Below are 19262 nucleotides of genomic sequence, written 5' to 3'. Positions count from 1 at the left end.
TTCTGAAATCATGCCATCAGCACGTACTCCGATGAGGATATCGAGGAGTATGTGCTTTTTGTTGTCCAAGGGCGAGGGCGCGGAATGGCTAAGCGTATAGGGCTAATTGAGTAGGGATAACGTCCTTAATATCACATGACATGTAATGTGTTGAGTTTTGTCGAAGACTCGACAATTCATGACAAAATGGGTGACGGCTGTAACTACCTATAAACCCATATTCTGCTATCCTGAAGTTGCACTTCCTAGGAATGCGATGAAGGGCGATCGCTCATTTACAGCTATTCTCTATTTCAAATAAAACGGAGGACGGAAATTTGAATAACAAAAAGGTAAAAATAACGAGATACGCGGTTTCGTCGGCGATGTTAGTCAATGCGTTAGCCGCGCCGGTAGCGGTGTTCGCGGCGAACGAATCGCAAAGCCCCGATATGGCGCAAGCGGCGATAAAGGAATTAATCGACAAAGCCATTATGTCGGGCGATGAGAACGGGGACCTTAACTTAGAGGGGAAATTGACCCGTGCTCAAGTTGCCGGTATTTTGGCTAGATCTTTAAACTTGGACACGTCCAAATTGCCGAGTTCGATCTTCAAGGACGTGAGCAGCGATCACTGGGGATTGAAATACATCAGCATTATGGACAATCTCGGGGTAATGACCGGCGCGAACGGCAGCTTCCGTCCGAATGCTATTCTAACCAAGGAAGAGTTAGCCGTCATCTTGGTCCGTATTACTCAGACCAATATTGTAGGCAAAGGGAAAAACCTGCAGATTAACGATGCCCATGAAGTCAGCGACTGGGCGAAAGGCTACGTGCAAGCCGCGATCGAAGCGGGATTCATTCCGGTTCAGAACGGAAACTTCGCTCCGAAGAGCCAGGTGAATCGCAAAGAAGTCGCCGTATTGACGGCTGCTTTTATGAAGAGCGAGAAGTTCGACCAGTACAAAGACGAGATCAATAAACTGCTTGAGGAAGGCAAGAAAATCTCCAATAGCGATCCGGCTGCGTAATCTTTTCAATTATTTTCAGAGGGTCGTTATCTCGCTTTTAACCGAGCCGGATAACGACCCTTCATTATGAGGCGGAAGCAGAAGGAAAACATGAATATGCGAATAACGTGCTGCATTCTGATGAGAAATAACGAATCTACGTTGGCCCGCTGCATACGAAGCGTGCGGCCTCATGTGGATGAGATTGTCGTAATCGACACGGGTTCCACGGACTCAAGCGTTCAACTGGCTAATGAGCTCGGCGCCCAAGTTTATTTTTATCCGTGGAGCGACGATTTCTCGGAAGCAAGAAACTTTGCGCTGAAACGCGCGCGAGAATCCGACTGGGTGCTGGTTATCGACTCGGACGAACAGTTTATGTGGGAGGGAAGACCAAGCCTGCGGGAATGGGCGGCCGCGCTCCGGACAAGGCAAACGGTATATGCTTTTGAATGCCTCCATTATGAAACGTCCGATTCCCGGTTATTGTCCGTTACCCATGCCGAACGCTTTTTCGATCCCTCGCTTTTTAATTATGAAGGAAGCATTCACGAACGCTTGATCCCAACTAACGACAATAATACCAAACGGGTGGAGTTATGCCCGCGCGCCTCGTTCCGCCACTTCGGATATTCCTCCGAATTCCATGAACGGAAGAGCTCCAGGAACAGGAAGCTTTTGTTGAAAGAATTGAAACGGAATCCTTCCGACGGATTAACACACCGCTATTTATCTACTGAATTTTATAACGCGGGTCAATATAGAGATAGTATTCGATACGCACAATCTGCGCTTAGCTTGCTCTCCAAGACGGAAACGTACAGCAGGGCGCAAGCGCATTATTATATGATGATGTCTTTATTGCGCTTGAAGAACGAGACGGAGGCCGAACTGGCCGTTAAGTCATGCCTTCAAGAATTTCCGCATTACGCGGATCCTTATGGAATCGCGGCTGAAATCGATTATCGCGATCGACGCTGGGAAGAGGCTTTTGCCCGGTATAACGAATGGGAGCGTAAGACCGAGCAACAAACCGGTTTAATGCCGAACCATTGTATTTCCCTAGGTGATGCATTCCGGCGACATAAATGGATTGCGGCGAGCAAGAGCATCGAAATCAAGGACGTACTTAGAAAAGAGGTTCAAGAGATGAAAGCAGCTATATTAATTGTCCATCCGCAGTTAGAAACCGATCGCGAGGAGTTGCTTGAACATGTATCGGCCAAATTTGCAGGAATGGCCTATGAAATCGGCTTGTGGTCCAAGCAGCCCCTCGACAAGGACGAGCAGGACGTTAAGCTCTGGCTGAAACAAAGCAACGTGAGATTGGTTGAAGGAAAGGAGCTCGAGCAGGCAGGATCCAGCTTTGCCGCATCCTGCAACGCGGATATTCTGTTGGTATGGCACGCGAACGAACGTCTGCGGTCGGAATGGAACGAAGACATCGTACTGGAAGCATTAGCCCGGAATGGGATGGTGTCGGTTAAAGCTTATTCGGAACGATTAGGCGGTCAGTGGGCCGAGCGGCGAATCCGGCTTTGTCGGTCGGGAGGCGAGAAGGGTAACCGTTTCGTGCAAAGGCTAGCCGTCGATTCCGATAAGGAGCTCGATCCGTCGCTCTTCGCTTACGAAGGTCTAGTCGTAGAGAGGCCTTTCCTTATACCCGCAGATAAAAAGGATGCCTACATGACTATGTATAAGAATGAGGAGCCGCTTCAGAGATTGTTGGTTGCCTTCTCGTGCCACCAATACAACGAAGTTCTGGCCATGCGTCAACCCCCGGATGGATCCGCGGATTGGGCGATTTTTCAATTTTATAAGATTCTTGCCTCTATTAATTTGGGCTTGATGGAAGAAGCTTCGGAAAAAATATATAACGCGATGGAAGCGGATATTAGCGAGCAAGAAATGCTGCATTTCATCTATCTCTACGGGAAGTTAGCCCTAAACGCCGATATCGACGAAATGAAGCGGGAAGCGATTGCCTTATTGGGAAATACGTTGGATTCCAACCCTCTGATCGAGACAAAACACGTATTGACGACCGAATCCGATTGGTTGGCATTGATAGCGGAGCTTCAATGGAGGCTGGGAGAGCGCAAGTCGGCCCTCGTATCCTGGCGACATGGATTGGAGAGCTCCGCGTATACGAACGAAGGATGCGCTTATCGGCTGGCCGAAGCGATATACGAGGAGTACAAGCCGGAAGGGCTGGACAAAGTATCCCGCGCCATTCTGGAAGTTTTTAACGTTCAATCGCCCCAAGCGCAATCCCTTCTGTATCCGATCTATTGTTACTTGAACATGCAGGAATGGGCCGTTCTTTTTATGCAGCCCCGCGAATCAAGCGAAGCCAAGGGGGCGGAATCGCCGTTAGTCAGCATAATTATGCCGATCTACAACGATACGGACTATTTATTCGAAAGTATTCGCAGCATTCTGTCCCAAACCTATCTGGGCTTAGAATTAATCGTAGTGGACGACGGGTCGGATGGGGGCGTGGGTGCGATCGTTCGGCGTTTCGAGCACGATAGCAGACTTAAATATTACAGAACGGAAACCAATCGCGGCCTTCCGAATGCGCTGAATACCGGCATTTCCAAAGCGAGCGGCTCCCTGATGGGTTGGACGTCGGCCGATAACATGGTTCATCCGCGTTGGTTGGAACGGATGGTCGAGACGATCTCCGCCCGACCCGAAGCAAGCGCTGTTTACTCCGATTATTATCACATCGACCCGAACGGGCTCGTAATCGAAACCAAACGAATGCCGGCGTATAACTTAAACGGACTGCAGAACGGGGGACCTTCTCTCCTATGGAGGGCATCTTCCCTTCGCAAATCCGGAGGGTTCGACGAATCGTTATTCGGCATAGAAGACCGGGACTTTACCGTTCGGCTTGCTCTGGTCGGCCGTATCGTTCAACTGCAAGAACCTCTCTACTATTACCGCATCCACGATGAGAGTTTATCCTCCCGAATCGATGCGGGCTCCATGGGAGGTTGGTCCGAATTGCACGCAAAGTTAAAACGAAAGTGGCTGTATTTAAGCTTTGTATAAAGGACTAGGAGTGGGGATATGAATCGGCAACGACTTTACGCGGATAGCCTGGCTCTTCTCGAGCAGGGCCATCAAGAAGTCCAATTAGATGCTCTGAGAAGGGTACATGGCGCAAAGCTGATTGAACTGAACGAACGCAGGAGAGACGCGAGAACTCTCGGGCAATCCGTCAAAGAATTGTCCGACGCCGTGAAGGCGAAGGAACTGCAGGCCGTTGCGTTGGAGCAGCACATGCAACGCATGTCTCAATTGCTGGAGCACAAGAAGCAACTGGCTTCCTACGAATCCGAATACGAGCAGAGGCAGCGCTACTATATTCAAGAGTCGGAACGAGCAGACGCTAAGCTGTTTCCGGACGTTGCTCGCGCGAAGCGGAACTCTTGCAAAGGAGTGATCGTCGCACCCGACGGACTCCGGTTTCAGAGCGATCGCATATCGGGTTTGTTGAAGGGGTTGGCGGACGACGGGTATCTTTGCTTTTCCTTCAATGTCGACCTTAACGAAGTTATCGAACGCGGCGCTGACGGTTTCTATGAATACAAGGATGAGGCTTTGCTGCTTAGCTGGCTGACGAAACAAAAAATCGCGCCAACGATTCTATGCACTTGGGTGCTGCAGTCGGCCTGGTTTGATTTATTGCCGAATAAAACGATCTGGTACGACTTGTGCGACCATGAGGACGTTCTATGGGGAATGGATGCCACTTCGAGGCTTAAACATTACGGTTTGCTGAAGGATGCCAGCATAGTGACTTTCTCGAATAGGAACTGGAAAAAATACGTTGCGGCAAGGCAAGACGCGATAGAACTTGAATCGGGATCCGATATAGCTGCGGTCTCCCGCGTTAGCGCATGTTTGGAGGTGTGAACGCTTGTTAAACAGATTGACTGTCCCCCATGCCAAAACGGCAGTCCGGCGAGAGTCGGAAGCGTTGGAAAACGCATTGCGTCAAATCGATCATCTGATCGAGGATCAATTAGGCGCAGCAGAGGGTTATAAGCAGAGGATCGAGGAGTTAAGAATAGAAGAAAACGCCCATGAGGCGACGATGCTTCGGCTTCGCGAGGAGATCGCGAAGCAAGAGTCGAAATTGGCTGAAGCGGATCTTCTTTTTTATCCCAATTACGAAAATCTACTGCAGTATTACAAACAGTTCGTGGAAGGGCCTTTAACCGAAGAAGCGAAACAGATCGTTGAGCTTATGCGAGTAGGAGATTTTCGGGGAATCATCGTGTATCCGGATGCCTTGCATTGGGAGTCGCTTCAGCGTCCGCAGCAGCTCATGATAGAATTCGCGCGGAAAGATTATTTATGTTTTTTCTGCGATTCCGGCGATCAATTCGAATTGAAGAAAATCGAAAAAGGGTTATTCGTCGTTTCGAAGCAGGAGCATCTTCTTCAAGCTTTACAAACCTCTCACGTGCTGGTGTTGAACTCGTATCTAATTCAGAACGCATGGATAGACAACCTTCCTCACAAATCGTTATGGTATGACGTTCTTGACCGAGTCGACAATTTCGATCAATACGACAGGCATATGCTGGCCAAGCATTATCAGGTTCTGCACGAAGCGGATATCGTGACTTATTCAGCCAAGCAACTAATGGAATACGTCGAGGACAGGAATGACGCGATCTATTTGCCTTGCGCGGCAAGGTCGGACGAATTCCGTTATGAATCCAACTCAATCCCCACGGTGCCTCGGGATCTCGAACCCATTCTCAAAAAAAATAAAAAGATTATCGGTTATTTCGGAGCGATTGACGAAGGGTTCGATATCAAACTGGTTAGCGGCCTAGCTAGCGGATCCGAGGTCGAAATCGTACTGGTTGGACATTGCAGCATCTCGCGGGAGTCTTTCTTAGACAATGTGTATCTTCTAGAACCCGAATCGAATTCCCGACTAAAAGAATATATTGCTTACTTCGATGCGCTACTGATCCCCTTCATCACGAATCCGGTAACGAACGCGGATTCGATAGTGAAATTGTTCGAATATTGCGCGATCGGCAAACCGATTCTAGCGGCTCCGAGCGCCGAGGTAGTCCCCTTTGCCGGACCGGGAATTACATTCGTCGATCCAGGCGATTCCTTCCGACCAACCGCTTCGTTCTGGGAGGTAACCACACAAGCGAAAACACACTTGCAATCCATTGCCCGAAACCATCAATGGTCGAATAGAGCCGACGAAATCGAGAAGGAGCTTGAATCAAGACCTTTTTATCTTAAGGTATTGGCCAATCGGTCTATTGATCCTCACGTCAGCGTATTTACGGCTACCTTCTTTGACTTTGATGGAACGAACTATTATACGGGAGGGGCCGAAAGATATCTTGTGGACCTCCACGAAATATGCCGCGATCTTGGGTTAAGACTGGATATTTACCAATACGGCAATTATTCCTGGTATCGCAAGTACAAAGACATCGACGTCTATAGTCTGGGACATGAAGAGTTGAACATGCGGGAGTTCAGCATGGATAACGTTGTTGCGTTTAATCGGAGGTATTTGTATGCCGCGGAGGGCAAGTCCGCTCTGAATTTTTACTCGGCGTTTTTCCAAGCTTATCCGAGCGCGGCGCATCCTAGCATCGGGATCAGTCATGGGGTAGCTTGGGACAATTCGGCATGCTCGCATGCGAACGGGGAACAATTTTGGAATCATAACGAACGATTCATCCAAGGCGCGGAACAAGTTCAGAAGATGGTTTCCGTGGATACCAATACGGCTAATTGGTTTCAGACGGTCTCTTATCATGCCAGCCAGCGCATGGAGACGATTCCGAATTACGTCGATCCGAACGAGTTTTTTCCGATACCTAAGCGCAACGACGGGAAAATCAGAATCGTCTATCCCCGAAGGCTCTATGAAGCAAGAGGCTTATACATTACGTTGGCCGTAGCGGATTCGATTTTGGCTAATTACAGTCAAGTCGAATTCCATTTTGTCGGCAAAGGGTTCGAGGAAGACGTCAATCAGGTCAAAAAGGCGATGAAACGTTGGCCGGACCGCATCTTCTGCTATCACCGAGAGCCTGATGACATGCATTTGGTGTACAAAGAAGCGGATATCGTTCTGATTCCGACCCTGTATAGCGAAGGCACCAGCCTGTCTTGCTTGGAGGCGTGCGCGACCGGCAATACCGTTATCGCAACGAGAGTGGGCGGCTTAACGGATATTATCATCGATCGGTTCAACGGACTTCTGATCAGCCCGAACAGCAAGTCGCTGAAGGAAGCGATTATAGAATGCTTGGACAACCCGGAATTAAGTCAAAGGTTAGGAAAGAATGCATATGAAGTATCCAAGTCGTTCAATAAAACCTATTGGAAGGAACGTTGGAAAGGCGTTATCCGGGATGTGCTTTCAAGCCGCTCGATGGGGCAGAGGAATGCGGGTTCCCTAAGGAGAGACATTGAATTCTGCTTGGGTTCTAACGCGAGACAAGAGGATTGGATGCCGGTAGCGGTTAGCTGCCTTAAGAAAGGAATGGCCGTGTTTATTCGCGGAGACGATAGCCAGAAGCCCGAATCCAGCTTCGGCAGGCTGCAGTGGGTTTCCAAAGAGGCGGAACTGTACTTTCAACCGGAGAAGATATGTTTTGACTGAAAGGAAGATCGTATATGCATAGCTCTGCCGCATTGATTATCCTTAGCTTTTTTGTATGGCATCTGACGTGGAACATGATACTCAATAAATCCCGAGGGCTACAGTGGGTCTCCGCCGAACAAGTTCTGGTATCCCTGATTACGGGAATGATCCTCCAATCCCTCGCCGGTTGGAGCCCCTGGCTGGCGATTACCCTCGCGGTGATTGGGAGTCTAGCCTACTATATTAATTTAATCCATATTCGATTTTTCGGAGAGCTTATCGCGATTTCCCAAATCAAGCAGTTTCTAATCTCCAAGAATACGGCTTCCGCGTCGGGCGAAATGTTATTCCAGGCTGCGGGCCGGCTCGTCAAGTGGGGGGATGCTTATTTTGTCATCCTGTTGTCGGAGGCGATCGTAAGCTTATTTATCGGAACCCATCATCCGGATGAGCCTTTGTGGAAGTGGTGGGCTTTGAACGGACTGCTGCTTCTGTTAATTGCTGCGACAATCAGGCAATACCGGAGCCTGAGGCGGGGCGCGGTTTCCAGCCGAGATTTCGGCATGTTCATCTCCTATTATTTTTCATGGTTGTTGGAGAGAAGAAGGCGATCGGAGCAGGCAAATCTTCACGATGAATTGGCGGCGCAGCTTATAGAGGCGCAGGATGAAACGGAGAGCGAACATACGCCGGACGACGAATGGTTCGGCAAGTTCAAAGGGATGAACGTCGTTCTCATCCAATTGGAATCCTTTCAGAGGTACTTGCTGAATCACAAGGTCGAGGGACAGGAAGTTACGCCCTTCTTGAATCGGATGGCGAACGAACATATCGCGTTTACGGATATTTTCAGCCAATACGGGCAAGGTCACACCTCCGATGCCGAACTGGCGGTTCTGCATTCGTTATATCCTTTGAAGCAGGAAGTCGTGAACTACAACCACTATGATAAGAAATATTATGGATTGCCGAGTATTATGCGAAATCACGGTTATCAAGCGATGGCCTATCACGGATACAAGGGCGATTTCTATAATCGCCGAATGATGATGAAGACGCATGGATTCGAGTCGTTTGTCTCTGAAGAGGATTACATGACTACGGATCGGGCTTGCGGTTGGATGTCCGACTTTTCGTTCTTCGAGCAATCGGTCGAGAAGATCAAAGGGATGAGGCAGCCCTTTTTTGCCTTTATGATAAGTCTAACCTCTCATTTTCCTTTTAAATTGGAAGAAAGGCACTGGAAGCTCAACCTTAGCAAAGAAGTTCCTGAATTTCTCGCCCACTATTACCAATGCGTCAATTATACCGACCGCGCGCTGCAACATTTCTATGAATGCATGGAGAGGGAAGGGTTGCTGGACAATACGGTGTTAGCTTGTTATGGAGATCATGAAGGAGTAACCACCGAGCACTTCCCAAGTTTGTGCGAAGAATTGGGGATGAACCTATCGAATCACCTTAAGATCAGCAATCGGATGAGCATGGCGCAGGTCCCGTTTATCATTGCGAGCGGAGACCCGGAACGAAAACTGACGTTAATGTCGGACAAAGTCGGCAGCACATTGGACGTTGGACAGACTCTGCTGCATTTATTGGGCATTCCCAAAATCGGCTATGGGTCGGGTATGAACTTATTTACCGCCCCGGATGAAAGAGTCGTCCCGTTGTCCCAATACCCTTTGGGCTCCTATGCTACTCATGATTTGATTTGTTATGCTCCCGCCTCCGGCGACTATGTGAAAAGCGTGATCTATGACCGTAAAAAGGAAAAATTGATTCTGCCTGTTTCGGGAACCAACAAGGATCAGTTCGATTACAGCAGACAGCAGATCAGCCGTTCGGAATATTTGATCGTTAACGATTTGTTGGTAACCGAGGATCAATCGAATAAAGTCGGCCCCTCCACGGTTGAGGCGGCGACCTTCATGCCGAATATTGAAAGGATTCTATCGATAGCGGAAGAAGAGTCCATTATCCTCCCTCTTACGCTAGCATTGGATCAGGTCTATCTGAAAGGCCAAAAAAACGATGCCGATAAAATGAAACGATTAGAGGCTTACTATAAGGAAACGAGGAAAAAGAACATCCGTTTTTTTTCTACACTCGATTTAGAGGCAAACGATACAACGGTTTACTTCGGAGACCCTCAATATTCTAAGATTTTCATCAATAACGGATACAAAGTGGAACTCGTTCAACCCGTTGCATTGCCGCAATATATGGCCGGCTTACCGGATCACTCGCTGATTGTTTCTGTGGTAAAAGACGATGGAGCGAATAAATTCGATCCCCAATTTGCCGAGGAAATGGTAGAGTACGGGATTCATAGATTGAACAAAAAGAAATATCGCCATAGCTATATGAATCTGATTTACAAAAATAAAGGGTATGTTTCCTTGTTCGAGGAAGTATCGGAGCTTCCGATCGAGATGGATTGGGAATGCGGAACGATATTGAACGGAATAGCTTTGCCTTTCCATCTGCAAGCCGCCAGCAAAGGCGCACGTGTAGGCAATATGTCCGAGATCAAGGTAAACGGCTTCTCGTGCAGCAAAAACCAAAGAGGCTTGAATTTCGCCGTGGTGGACATGAACTCAGGCAAGGTCATCGATATGTTCGTGGCAGATACTTGCGTAACCACTACTATCGCAAACGGTATGTATCGGGCAATTAGAGAAGCGGAGCCGCAGGAGGTGATGAAGCTGTGAGCGTAATTTGGTTGCAGGTTTCCGCGGTCTCTTTGCTTGTCTGCTGGGTGATGATTCTTCTTGCGATGGGGAAACTGAAGCCGGTACGGTCGAATTCTCCGCTTGCGGAAGCGAAAACGGATACGGTAATCCATGATCAGCCTGAACAAACGGTACAATTAACTGGCGTGCCGGAATACACCTTTGCAGGATGGGAGGGTTTGTGGGCGAAAGAGGAAGAATCGTGCAGAGTCGTGATCGAAAATCCGTTATGGGACCAAGCTTCGGAAGCGTACGGGAACTTTAAAGAGCAATGCGCACAAAAGAACATATCTATCGTGAACAGAAACGATTCAAGTTGGCTTGACGGACAGTCCGTCGTTCACTTTGACGATTGCACTCTCATGCCATACCTATGGGAACAGAATTACAGTATTCATCTGGTGGAAGGGAAGAGCCTGCTGAATCTGTTGAAAGAAGCGAGTCCCTTCTCCATGATTATCATTTCCGTAAAAGATGACGGCTCCCAGGCTTTGAGTCATGATTGGCAAGAGAAATTGGCTGATTGCGGTATTCGTTCCTTGACTAGAGAATATCTGAGATATAGTTACATCAATATTATCTGGAAAAAGTATGAGAGCTTATATGTAAGTTTATATGAAGAATGTTCGGAAGGGCCTTTGTCTAAGCAGTATTCGGAAGGGGATTTCGTAAATGAATTTAAATTTCCGGTACATTTGGAAGTTGCAAGCGGCGGATTAAACTCAGGCAATCGCTCAAGCATCAAAATTAATGGGCGGGAATATTCTCCGAATCTGCGAGGGATGAATATCGCGGTGTATGATGTTATCGACTCGAAGGTTGAAGGGGTTCACAGAGTGGATACGTTTATGACGATGTATGAAGATACAACGATTTACCGCGCTCGTCCGATCGAGGGGGAGAACTATGCTTCCTAAGATGCATGATCTGGGTTTGCTGGAGGAAGAGAGTATCTACATCCCTTCTTCAAGTATCTCAATAGAGAAAAAGAACGGCCAGGAACGTAAGGTCTATGCTGCTTATTGCGCGACTCTGTATCGGCGTTATGGGGTATGGATTCAGCCGTTCGCAGATATTGTCCTGGATAAGAACGACAAGCCAATCTATTTTCATACGAGTAAATATATCCCTTACCTTACCAATCAGGGCTATAAAGTCGAAGTCGTAGAGGGATGTTATTTGGTCGACTATCTTAGTACGGTTGCTGAGGGTTCCTTTGTCATGATCTCCGTAAAGGATGAGGGCAGTCAGAAGATTACGCCCGAGATCGTTGAGCAATTACAACAGTTTGGAATTACGCAGATAGATAAGTCCAAGCTCCGTCATAGCTTTATCTGGATCGCCCATAAACAAGAAGGTGCGGGATACGAGGTTCTCTATGAAGCATGCTCGGCCGAGGAATTGCGCTGGGAAGGGAATATAGGGGAGGTACCGGTCATCGTTGCGAGCGGAGGGGCTCTCGCTACGAATCAAAGCAGCATTCAAGTAAACGGCGTAGAGTGGAGTTTGAAACAACGGGGATTTAATATTGTCACCTGCGGTCCGAATTTACGATTGGATTCCATCTCCTTTGATACTTTTGCGACGCTGCACGCTGAGGGAAGTTTATTTCGTGCTAGCTCTCCAAGGCCCAAGGTTCGTTTGCATACAACGATCGGCCACGCGGGGGGACGAATCGACGGAATAAACGGCTCCAATTGCAAGGAGGCATTCGAGCATAGTTATACGCACAGGGGCCATCGGGTATTCGAGGCTGATTTGGAAATGACTTCGGACGGGGAATTAGTGCTTAGGGACGGTTGGAACGCGTACTTATACCGTCATCTTCAACAGCAACAACCGGAAGGGATTCATGAAGCCGAACCGCTCGCCCTAGAACAATTCCTGGACCTGAAAATCAAGCAACAGTATACTCCAATGACGGTTGTCGATTTGTTTCAGTTCTTAATAACCTATCCTGACGTGCAAGTGATAACCCATACCCAATCTACGGATTCTAAGCGTATAGAGCAACAATTCACTAAGCTCGTAGAGTTAACAACCTCTTTTAATTGCAATTTTATGCATCGAATCATACCGCAGGTATATAACGAAGAGATGTACGACTCGATCGAGAAGGTATTTCCCTTTCCCCGTTACGCGTTCAAGCTATACCAAACCAAGGCAACGGATGAAGAGGTTATCCGTTTCGTCAAAGATAAGAAAATCAGGTTCGTAACGGCTTCTCAGGAACGCTACAGCAAGGAGTTAGGCAAACGGCTCAAAAGTCTAGGCTCATCGGTTTTTATCCATACGATTAATGATCTAGACGTCGTACGGGAGTATATACGCGAAGAAGCGGATGGATTTTATACGGATGCGCTAACTTCGGCTGAAATAGAGCAAGAGTTTCTCGCCTATCGGGTTGAACTGGATACACGGCGGGAAATGTTATGCGATTTCCTTGTGATTCGTTTCAGGGTTTCCATGGACGAGGCATGGAATGCACTAGCTTCGGTAAGTTTGAGAGAGCTAGCGATTGCGGGCGAGCGATTATTTCAAGCTTCGACGTTGGAAGAGGTTTATTCGGTATTGAAGTAGCGGTTCGCATAAAGCAAGCCCCTTATTCTACATTTCCTGTAGATAAGGGGCTTATTTTTATTTTGCCTTTAAATACTCCAGCACAATCTTCTTCAAGATAGCAAGCTGTTGATCGGATTCGAGATCGGATACGAACGTTAGGATGTTATTGTGCAGCGAAAGCTTCCTGGAGAATATCCCGAATACGTTGATGACGGTCGTTAACGTCTCGGGAATCGACAGATCGGATCTAACCGATCCGTCCGCGATTCCTTGCTCTATGATCTTATGAAACTCGCGAGATATGGTTCGGTACAACGCGTTGAAGCTCTCGATGTCTTCCAACGGCTCGGGAGAGTGGGCGGCATAGCTCTCGAAATCCTCCATGAACTTGATGCTCGCGTTGTCAGGCTGCTTGAGTTGGGAGATGAAGTGGTCTAACAATCGTTCGATCTTCTCCAGGCAGGTGCCGGGCATTCCGGCAATGGTTCGGAACGTCTCGTGGATCGGTTCGATTCGTCTGGTGGCGACGGTAACGATCAACTTCTCCTTCTTCGGGAAGTACCGGAACAGCGTCGCGATGCCGATGTTCGCTTCCTTCGCGACATCCTGCATCGTTGTTTTTTCTATGCCTTTTATAATAAAGACGGTTTCGGCGGAGGCAAGAATATGCAATAAACGTTGTTGCTTGCTATCGTTGCGCTCCTGTTGATATCTTTCTTTCGGATCCATGGCGTTCGAACCTTTCCTGCACGACTAAGTTAGGAGTATTATAGCCTTCGCCGTCCACCGTCCACAAGTTGGATTTGAAATCGAAATTAATGGTGATATAATAAATATCGTAATGATAGTAACGCTATCACAAGCAATAAGTCGAATTATCTACAGGGAGGCGATTGTAGAACGACGGCTTAGGAACGCAACGTATTATTCATGATTTTCGATTCGTTAGTTCATTCTATAAGACTGTACAAAATGCGTTTTATCCAAGGAGGCTATCACATGGCAATGTTAACGGGCAAAGTCGCGATCGTTACTGGAGCGGGAAGCGGAATGGGACGCGAGGAGGCGCTATTGTTCGCTAAAGAAGGAGCAAAGGTCGTCGCTACAGACATCAACGAAGCTGCCGTTCAAGCTATCGTGAAGGAAATCGAGTCAGCAGGCGGAGAGGCAATCGCCATCGCGCACAACGTCGCTTCCGAGGACGAGTGGGTCAAGGTCGTTGACGGTACGATCGGGAAGTACGGCAAATTAGATATCCTGGTCAACAATGCGGGCATTTCGCACGCGGCCGGTTTGCTCGAAACGACCGTCGAGCAATGGAATAAAGTGATGAACATTAACCTGACCAGCGTATTCCTCGGAATGAAGCATGTCATCCCGCATATGCGCGACAACAAGGGCGGTTCGATCGTGAACATCTCGTCCATCGCGGGTTTGACGGGAGGCAGCGGAGCCGGTGCTTATACGGCATCCAAAGGAGGCGTCCGCATGCTGTCCAAAGCGGCCGCGGTCGATTTTGGCAAAGACAACATTCGGGTTAACTCGGTACACCCGGGGTTCATCGAAACGCCGATGAGCGCGGAATTCGTCAATAACGAACAGATGCTTCAATGGTTCCTCTCCCAAACCGCGCTGCCTAGAGTCGGACGCGCGTCCGAAGTGGCGGAAGCGGTATTGTTCCTGGCGTCCGATGCTTCATCGTACCTCACCGGTATTGAATTGCCGGTCGATGGCGGCGTTACCGCGAAGTAAGTTCGAATCAAATCACTTATACGGAGAAACGGAGAGGTCGATATGCCAGCAAAGAAACCGGCGCAATGGGATCGCGAAGTAGACGTAGTCGTTATGGGGACAGGCGGAGCGGCGCTCGTGTCGGCCATCATGGCCCATGACCAGGGAGCGAAAGTACTGATCATCGAGAAAGCGGAACAGATCGGCGGAACGACCGCGTTTTCCGGAGGCGTGCCGTGGATTCCGATGAATCGTTATATGAAGGAAGCGGGCATCGCCGATTCGAGAGAAGAAGCGCTGACTTACGCCAAGCGTCTGACGGGAGGCAAGGAGCCGGATCCGGCGCTTGTCGAAGTGTTCATCGATAACGGTTATAAAATGATCGATTACCTTCACGAGAATACTCCATTACGATTCTTGGTTCCGAAGGGGTATTCGGAATATTACGCAACGCTTCCGGGCGGTAAGAAGACTGGGGGACGTTCCCTCGACCCGATGCCGTTCGACATGAACCAGATCGGAGAATGGGGCTTCAAGGTTCGCAACAATCCCGTATTTCCGCCGCTTACTTTGGAAGAAGGCGGAGCGGTAGGCGGAATCGACTTCACGAAGATTGCGGAACGGATGGAGAACAATATCGTCACGATGGGCCGCTCGCTGATCGCCTCTCTCTTCAAAGGGATACTTGACCGCGGAATCGAGACGCTCACGGGGACACCGGGCAAGGAGCTCGTCCTGAATGACGAGGGCGAGGTTATCGGGCTCGTCGCCGAACAAGGCGACAAGCCATTATATATCGGCGCTCGCAAAGGCGTCATTCTGGCTTCCGGCGGCTTCGAATGGAATAAGGAGCTCGTGAAAACGTTCCTGAAAGCGGAAGTGACCCATCCTCTCTCTCCGGCTGGTAACGACGGAGATGGACTGATCATGGCGATGGAAGCCGGGGCGGCGCTCGGCAACATGAGCGAAGCTTGGTGGTATCCGACGATGCAGGATCCGACTTTCGAATACGAGGATCGCGTGATGAACCAGCTGGGCGGCGGACGCCAGGGACCGAACAGCATTGTCGTGAACCGTCACGGCAAGCGTTTCGTGCACGAAGGCGTGACCTACAACGATATGCCGAAGTCTTTCTATGAGTTCGATCCGGTTGCGCAGGAATGGCCTAACGAGGCTCCGGTTTGGATGATTTTCGACCAACAGCTCAAGGACCGTACGATGATCATAACGATGATGCCGGGTGAAGACACGCCGGATTGGGTCGACCAGGCGGACAATCTTCGCGATCTGGCGCTTAAGATCGGCGTCGATCCGGACGGATTGGAGCAGACGGTGGCGCGGTGGAACGAGAACGTTGGAAAAGGCGTCGATCCGGACTTCGGAAGAGGGACGACTTGGTTCGAGAACCTGACTGGCGGCGGCGGAAGCGCGGAAGCGAACCTGGGTACGATCGAGCAAGCTCCGTTCTATGCGCTGCCGATCTACGCCGGAACGCTCGGCACGAACGGCGGTCCGAGAATCAATGCGGACGGGCAGGTTATCAGCTTGCGCGGCAAGCCGATCTCGGGTCTCTATGCGGCGGGCAACGCGTCCATGGGAATCATGGGCCAAGCTTACGTGAGCGCTGGCGGCACGTTAGGGCCGGGCATGACGATGGGTTATTTGGCAGGTATCGCGGCAGGCAAGTCCAACGGCCGCACGATTTAAGATATTGAAAATGAAAAGGAAGTGGAAGACTTATGCCTAATGGATCTCATACGATTGATCTTCCCGTATCCATCAATAAAATTTGGAACTTCGTGAGCGACATGAACAAATGGGCTCCCCTTGTTCCCGGATATATCGAGCACGAAATTTTGAACGATCGTCAATCGACTTGGTCCTTCAAAGGCGATCTCGGATTTATGAAGAAAACGGTGAAGCTGAAGATCGACATCACGAATTGGACCGAACCGAGCAAGGTCACTTTCGATCTGAAGGGCGTTTCGGATAATTTCGTCGGCAATGGATATTTCGAAGCGGAATCGCTCGGAGATAACGCAACGAAGATGACGGGTTACTTGGACATCACGGCGAAAGGCGCGATGGGTCCGATGATCAACACGATTCTGAAGTCGTTCGTTCCGAAAACCGCGCAGGAGCTGTCCGAAGCTATCGCAGGTAAAATCGCGGAAATCGAGAAAGTCAAAGCATAATCGCATACGAGAAATACGAGAAGCCTCCGATGCTCTTGCCGAGCGGACGAGGCTTCTTTCTTTTGCCCGCCCGTTTTTTTGTTGCTGGGATGTTTTCGAGCGAAAGGGGGAAATTATTAAACGAAGAAAAGGAGGGCATTCCATGAAACGAATAGTTATGGTATTCAGTTTGGTTTTGGTCGTGCTCCTGGCAGCCTGTGGAACTCAGAACAGACAGGCAGCCCCTGTTAGAGAGCAAACCCAGCACATAAAGCCGCAAATGAACGCGCAGATGAAAACCCAGCCGCAATTGCACGTAAGCTCCGTAGAGACCAATCTTCCGGTCAATAAGCATAATGTACAGAATAACGAGTCCATATCGGACATCGCGGAACGTTATCATGTGGATATTAACGAATTCCTGCGTCTGAATCCGGGATTGGCGCGGCAGATCGGCGGCAATCCGAATTCGAATAACGGCCAGGTCCAAGTTCCGAACGATTCGCTGAAAGAACCGATTCCTAATAACCAGACGGTCACGCTTCCGGCTAATGACAATATGGCCGGTTACGAGGAGCAGGTGCTGGCGCTGACGAATCAGGAAAGGCAGAAGGCAGGACTATCCGCATGCGCGGGAACGGATGCCAACCTGAATCGATCGGCCAGAGCCAAATCCCAAGACATGGCGAACAACAACTACTTCTCGCACCAATCTCCTACTTACGGAGACCCCTTCGCGATGATGCGGAATTTCGGCGTGCAGTATCAATCCGCGGGCGAGAATATCGCCATGGGCCAGCCGACCCCGGCAGAGGTCGTTCAAGCTTGGATGAATTCGCCGGGCCATCGCAAGAACATTCTGAACGGCTCCTTCACGCACTTGGGCGTCGGGTACGTCGTGCAGAACGGCAAACCTTACTGGACTCAGCAGTTTATCGGCAAATAGCGGCAAAACTCGAGAGCCATCCCATAAGGGGTGGCTCCATTTTATGGCGGCATAATATTCTTATATCTCCGCTAGGGTTTTGTTATATATAAAATCTTTTTCGGCTGCTCTATACTTCAAAGTATCGCTACTATGGCTACATAATCAATCGGGGAGGAAATACAAATGTTTACCGGAAAAAGAAAGCCGTGGACGCTTACGATGTTGGCAGCTCTGATGATCGTTGTCTCGGCATGCGCACCCAATAGGGAAGAAGCAAGCTCGCCTGCGGAATCGGTCGCGTCCGCCACTGCATCCAGCCAAGAGGCGAAGAAGCCGAAGCAATTGGTCGTGTGGGCTAACGACGATGCTAACCAACTGGCGGCCGTGGAGCAGATCGCCAAAAAATATACGGAAGAGAAAGGCATCGAAGTCGTGATCGAACGCGTAAGCGGCGCCGAGCAAGTCCAGAAGCTGGCGCTTGCGGCTCCTTCCGGCAAAGGCCCGGATCTGTTCTACCAGCCGCAAGACAGGCTTGGGGATCTAGTGACGCAAGGTTTGGTCAACCGCTGGCATGGGACGACGCGGCGTTGGCGGGCTATAGCAAAGCCGCGATCGACGCGGTTCGTTATGAGGGCAAGGTTTACGGCGCGCCGATCTCCATCGAGACTTACGCGTTATACTACAACAAAAACTTGGTGCCGAATCAGCCGGCGACGATGGAAGACGCAACGAAGGCCGGACAAGCGATATTGGATCCGAAGGGCGACAAGTACGGCTTCTTGGTCGTACCGGACTTCTATTATTCCATTCCGTTCATCTCGAATTACGGCGGTTATATTTTCGGAGGAGAACCGGGCAACTATACCGCATCCGATATCGGGCTGAACAACGACGGAGCAGTAGAGGGATTAACCCGGTTCCAGCAATCCTACCAACAAAACGCCATACCCGAAACGTTGACGATCGACATCATGGATTCGCTCTTCATGGAGGGTAAAGCGGGTATGGTCGTTAACGGCCTATGGGCCATGAAGAAATACGGAGATCAATACGGGGACAAGCTCGGCACGGCTCCGCTTCCTACCGTTAACGGCAAAGCATCTCCCTCCTTCGTCGGCGTGAAATCGTGGTTTATTTCCTCGTACTCGGAAAGCTTCGATTGGGCTGCGGACTTGGCCGGCTACCTGACGAACGACGACGGCGCGAAACTCTACTATGAGAAAACAGGCGAGATTCCGGCGCGCACGGCGGTAATGGATCAAGTGAACGATCCGCTATATCAAGGTTTCATCGAACAGATCAATAGCGGCATTCCGATGCCGAATATTCCGGAGATGTCGGCGGTCTGGGAGATGGATAACGCTCTCGACTTCATCATTAAAGGCGGAGAAGTGAAATCGATACTGGACGAATCCGTCGATAAGATTAATCAGCAAATCGCCGCTTCCGGTAAATAAATCAAGTGCGGGGGGACGTTCCCCTGCTCTTTGA

At 49.6% G+C, this 19262-nt stretch carries 12 protein-coding genes and 1 pseudogene; 12 read left to right on the top strand and 1 reads right to left on the bottom strand.

Features of this window, described 5'->3' with window-relative positions:
• Positions 1-317 precede the first annotated feature (317 nt).
• The 7 genes from FPL14_RS12720 to FPL14_RS12690 all read left to right on the top strand — a co-directional run bounded on the left by FPL14_RS12720 (position 318) and on the right by FPL14_RS12690 (position 12956).
• A complete protein-coding gene (locus FPL14_RS12720) occupies positions 318-1013 on the top strand; it encodes an S-layer homology domain-containing protein (protein WP_182303327.1) in 696 nt (231 codons plus the stop codon).
• Positions 1014-1103: 90 nt separating this feature from the next.
• A complete protein-coding gene (locus tag FPL14_RS12715; RefSeq protein WP_182303326.1) occupies positions 1104-4052 on the top strand; it encodes a glycosyltransferase family 2 protein in 2949 nt (982 codons plus the stop codon).
• A gap of 18 nt (positions 4053-4070) precedes the next feature.
• Positions 4071-4919 carry a MerR family transcriptional regulator gene (locus tag FPL14_RS12710; RefSeq protein WP_182303325.1) on the top strand — a complete coding sequence of 283 codons (849 nt, stop codon included), beginning with the start codon at positions 4071-4073 and terminating at the stop codon, positions 4917-4919.
• Between the two features lie 4 nt (positions 4920-4923).
• The gene (locus tag FPL14_RS12705; protein ID WP_182303324.1) at positions 4924-7662 is read left to right on the top strand and encodes a glycosyltransferase; all 2739 of its coding nucleotides are present in this window, start codon (positions 4924-4926) and stop codon (positions 7660-7662) included.
• A gap of 14 nt (positions 7663-7676) precedes the next feature.
• Positions 7677-10355 carry an LTA synthase family protein gene (locus FPL14_RS12700; protein WP_182303323.1) on the top strand — a complete coding sequence of 893 codons (2679 nt, stop codon included), beginning with the start codon at positions 7677-7679 and terminating at the stop codon, positions 10353-10355.
• Positions 10352-11293, top strand: a complete 942-nt coding sequence (locus FPL14_RS12695) for an interleukin-like EMT inducer domain-containing protein (protein ID WP_182303322.1) — start codon at positions 10352-10354, stop codon at positions 11291-11293. The genes FPL14_RS12700 and FPL14_RS12695 overlap by 4 nt, the downstream gene beginning before the upstream one ends.
• Entirely contained in the window at positions 11283-12956 is a 1674-nt protein-coding gene (locus tag FPL14_RS12690; RefSeq protein ID WP_182303321.1) for an interleukin-like EMT inducer domain-containing protein, read from the top strand. Before FPL14_RS12695 ends, FPL14_RS12690 begins: the two co-directional genes overlap by 11 nt.
• A gap of 57 nt (positions 12957-13013) precedes the next feature.
• Here FPL14_RS12690 and FPL14_RS12685 read toward each other — a convergent pair whose 3' ends face one another.
• The gene (locus FPL14_RS12685; RefSeq protein ID WP_182303320.1) at positions 13014-13667 is read right to left on the bottom strand and encodes a TetR/AcrR family transcriptional regulator; all 654 of its coding nucleotides are present in this window, start codon (positions 13665-13667) and stop codon (positions 13014-13016) included.
• 270 nt (positions 13668-13937) lie between these two features.
• On the opposite strand from FPL14_RS12685, the gene FPL14_RS12680 reads away from it, so the two are divergent.
• The 5 genes and pseudogenes from FPL14_RS12680 to FPL14_RS12660 all read left to right on the top strand — a co-directional run bounded on the left by FPL14_RS12680 (position 13938) and on the right by FPL14_RS12660 (position 19228).
• Positions 13938-14690: an SDR family NAD(P)-dependent oxidoreductase gene (locus tag FPL14_RS12680; RefSeq protein ID WP_182303319.1), complete on the top strand. Its 753-nt coding sequence runs from the start codon at positions 13938-13940 to the stop codon at positions 14688-14690.
• Positions 14691-14732: 42 nt separating this feature from the next.
• Complete coding sequence (locus FPL14_RS12675) at positions 14733-16376, top strand: FAD-binding protein (protein ID WP_182303318.1); 1644 nt, start codon at positions 14733-14735, stop codon at positions 16374-16376.
• Positions 16377-16408: 32 nt separating this feature from the next.
• Positions 16409-16864 (top strand): SRPBCC family protein, encoded by a 456-nt coding sequence (locus FPL14_RS12670; protein ID WP_182303317.1) that lies wholly within the window; start codon positions 16409-16411, stop codon positions 16862-16864.
• Between the two features lie 142 nt (positions 16865-17006).
• The gene (locus FPL14_RS12665) at positions 17007-17789 is read left to right on the top strand and encodes a CAP domain-containing protein (RefSeq protein WP_182303316.1); all 783 of its coding nucleotides are present in this window, start codon (positions 17007-17009) and stop codon (positions 17787-17789) included.
• A gap of 165 nt (positions 17790-17954) precedes the next feature.
• Positions 17955-19228: pseudogene (locus tag FPL14_RS12660) on the top strand (sugar ABC transporter substrate-binding protein).
• Positions 19229-19262 lie beyond the last annotated feature (34 nt).

Source organism: Cohnella cholangitidis (assembly GCF_014107495.1).
Lineage (GTDB): Bacteria > Bacillota > Bacilli > Paenibacillales > Paenibacillaceae > Cohnella > Cohnella cholangitidis.
This window is presented reverse-complemented; position numbering and strand designations above follow the sequence as displayed.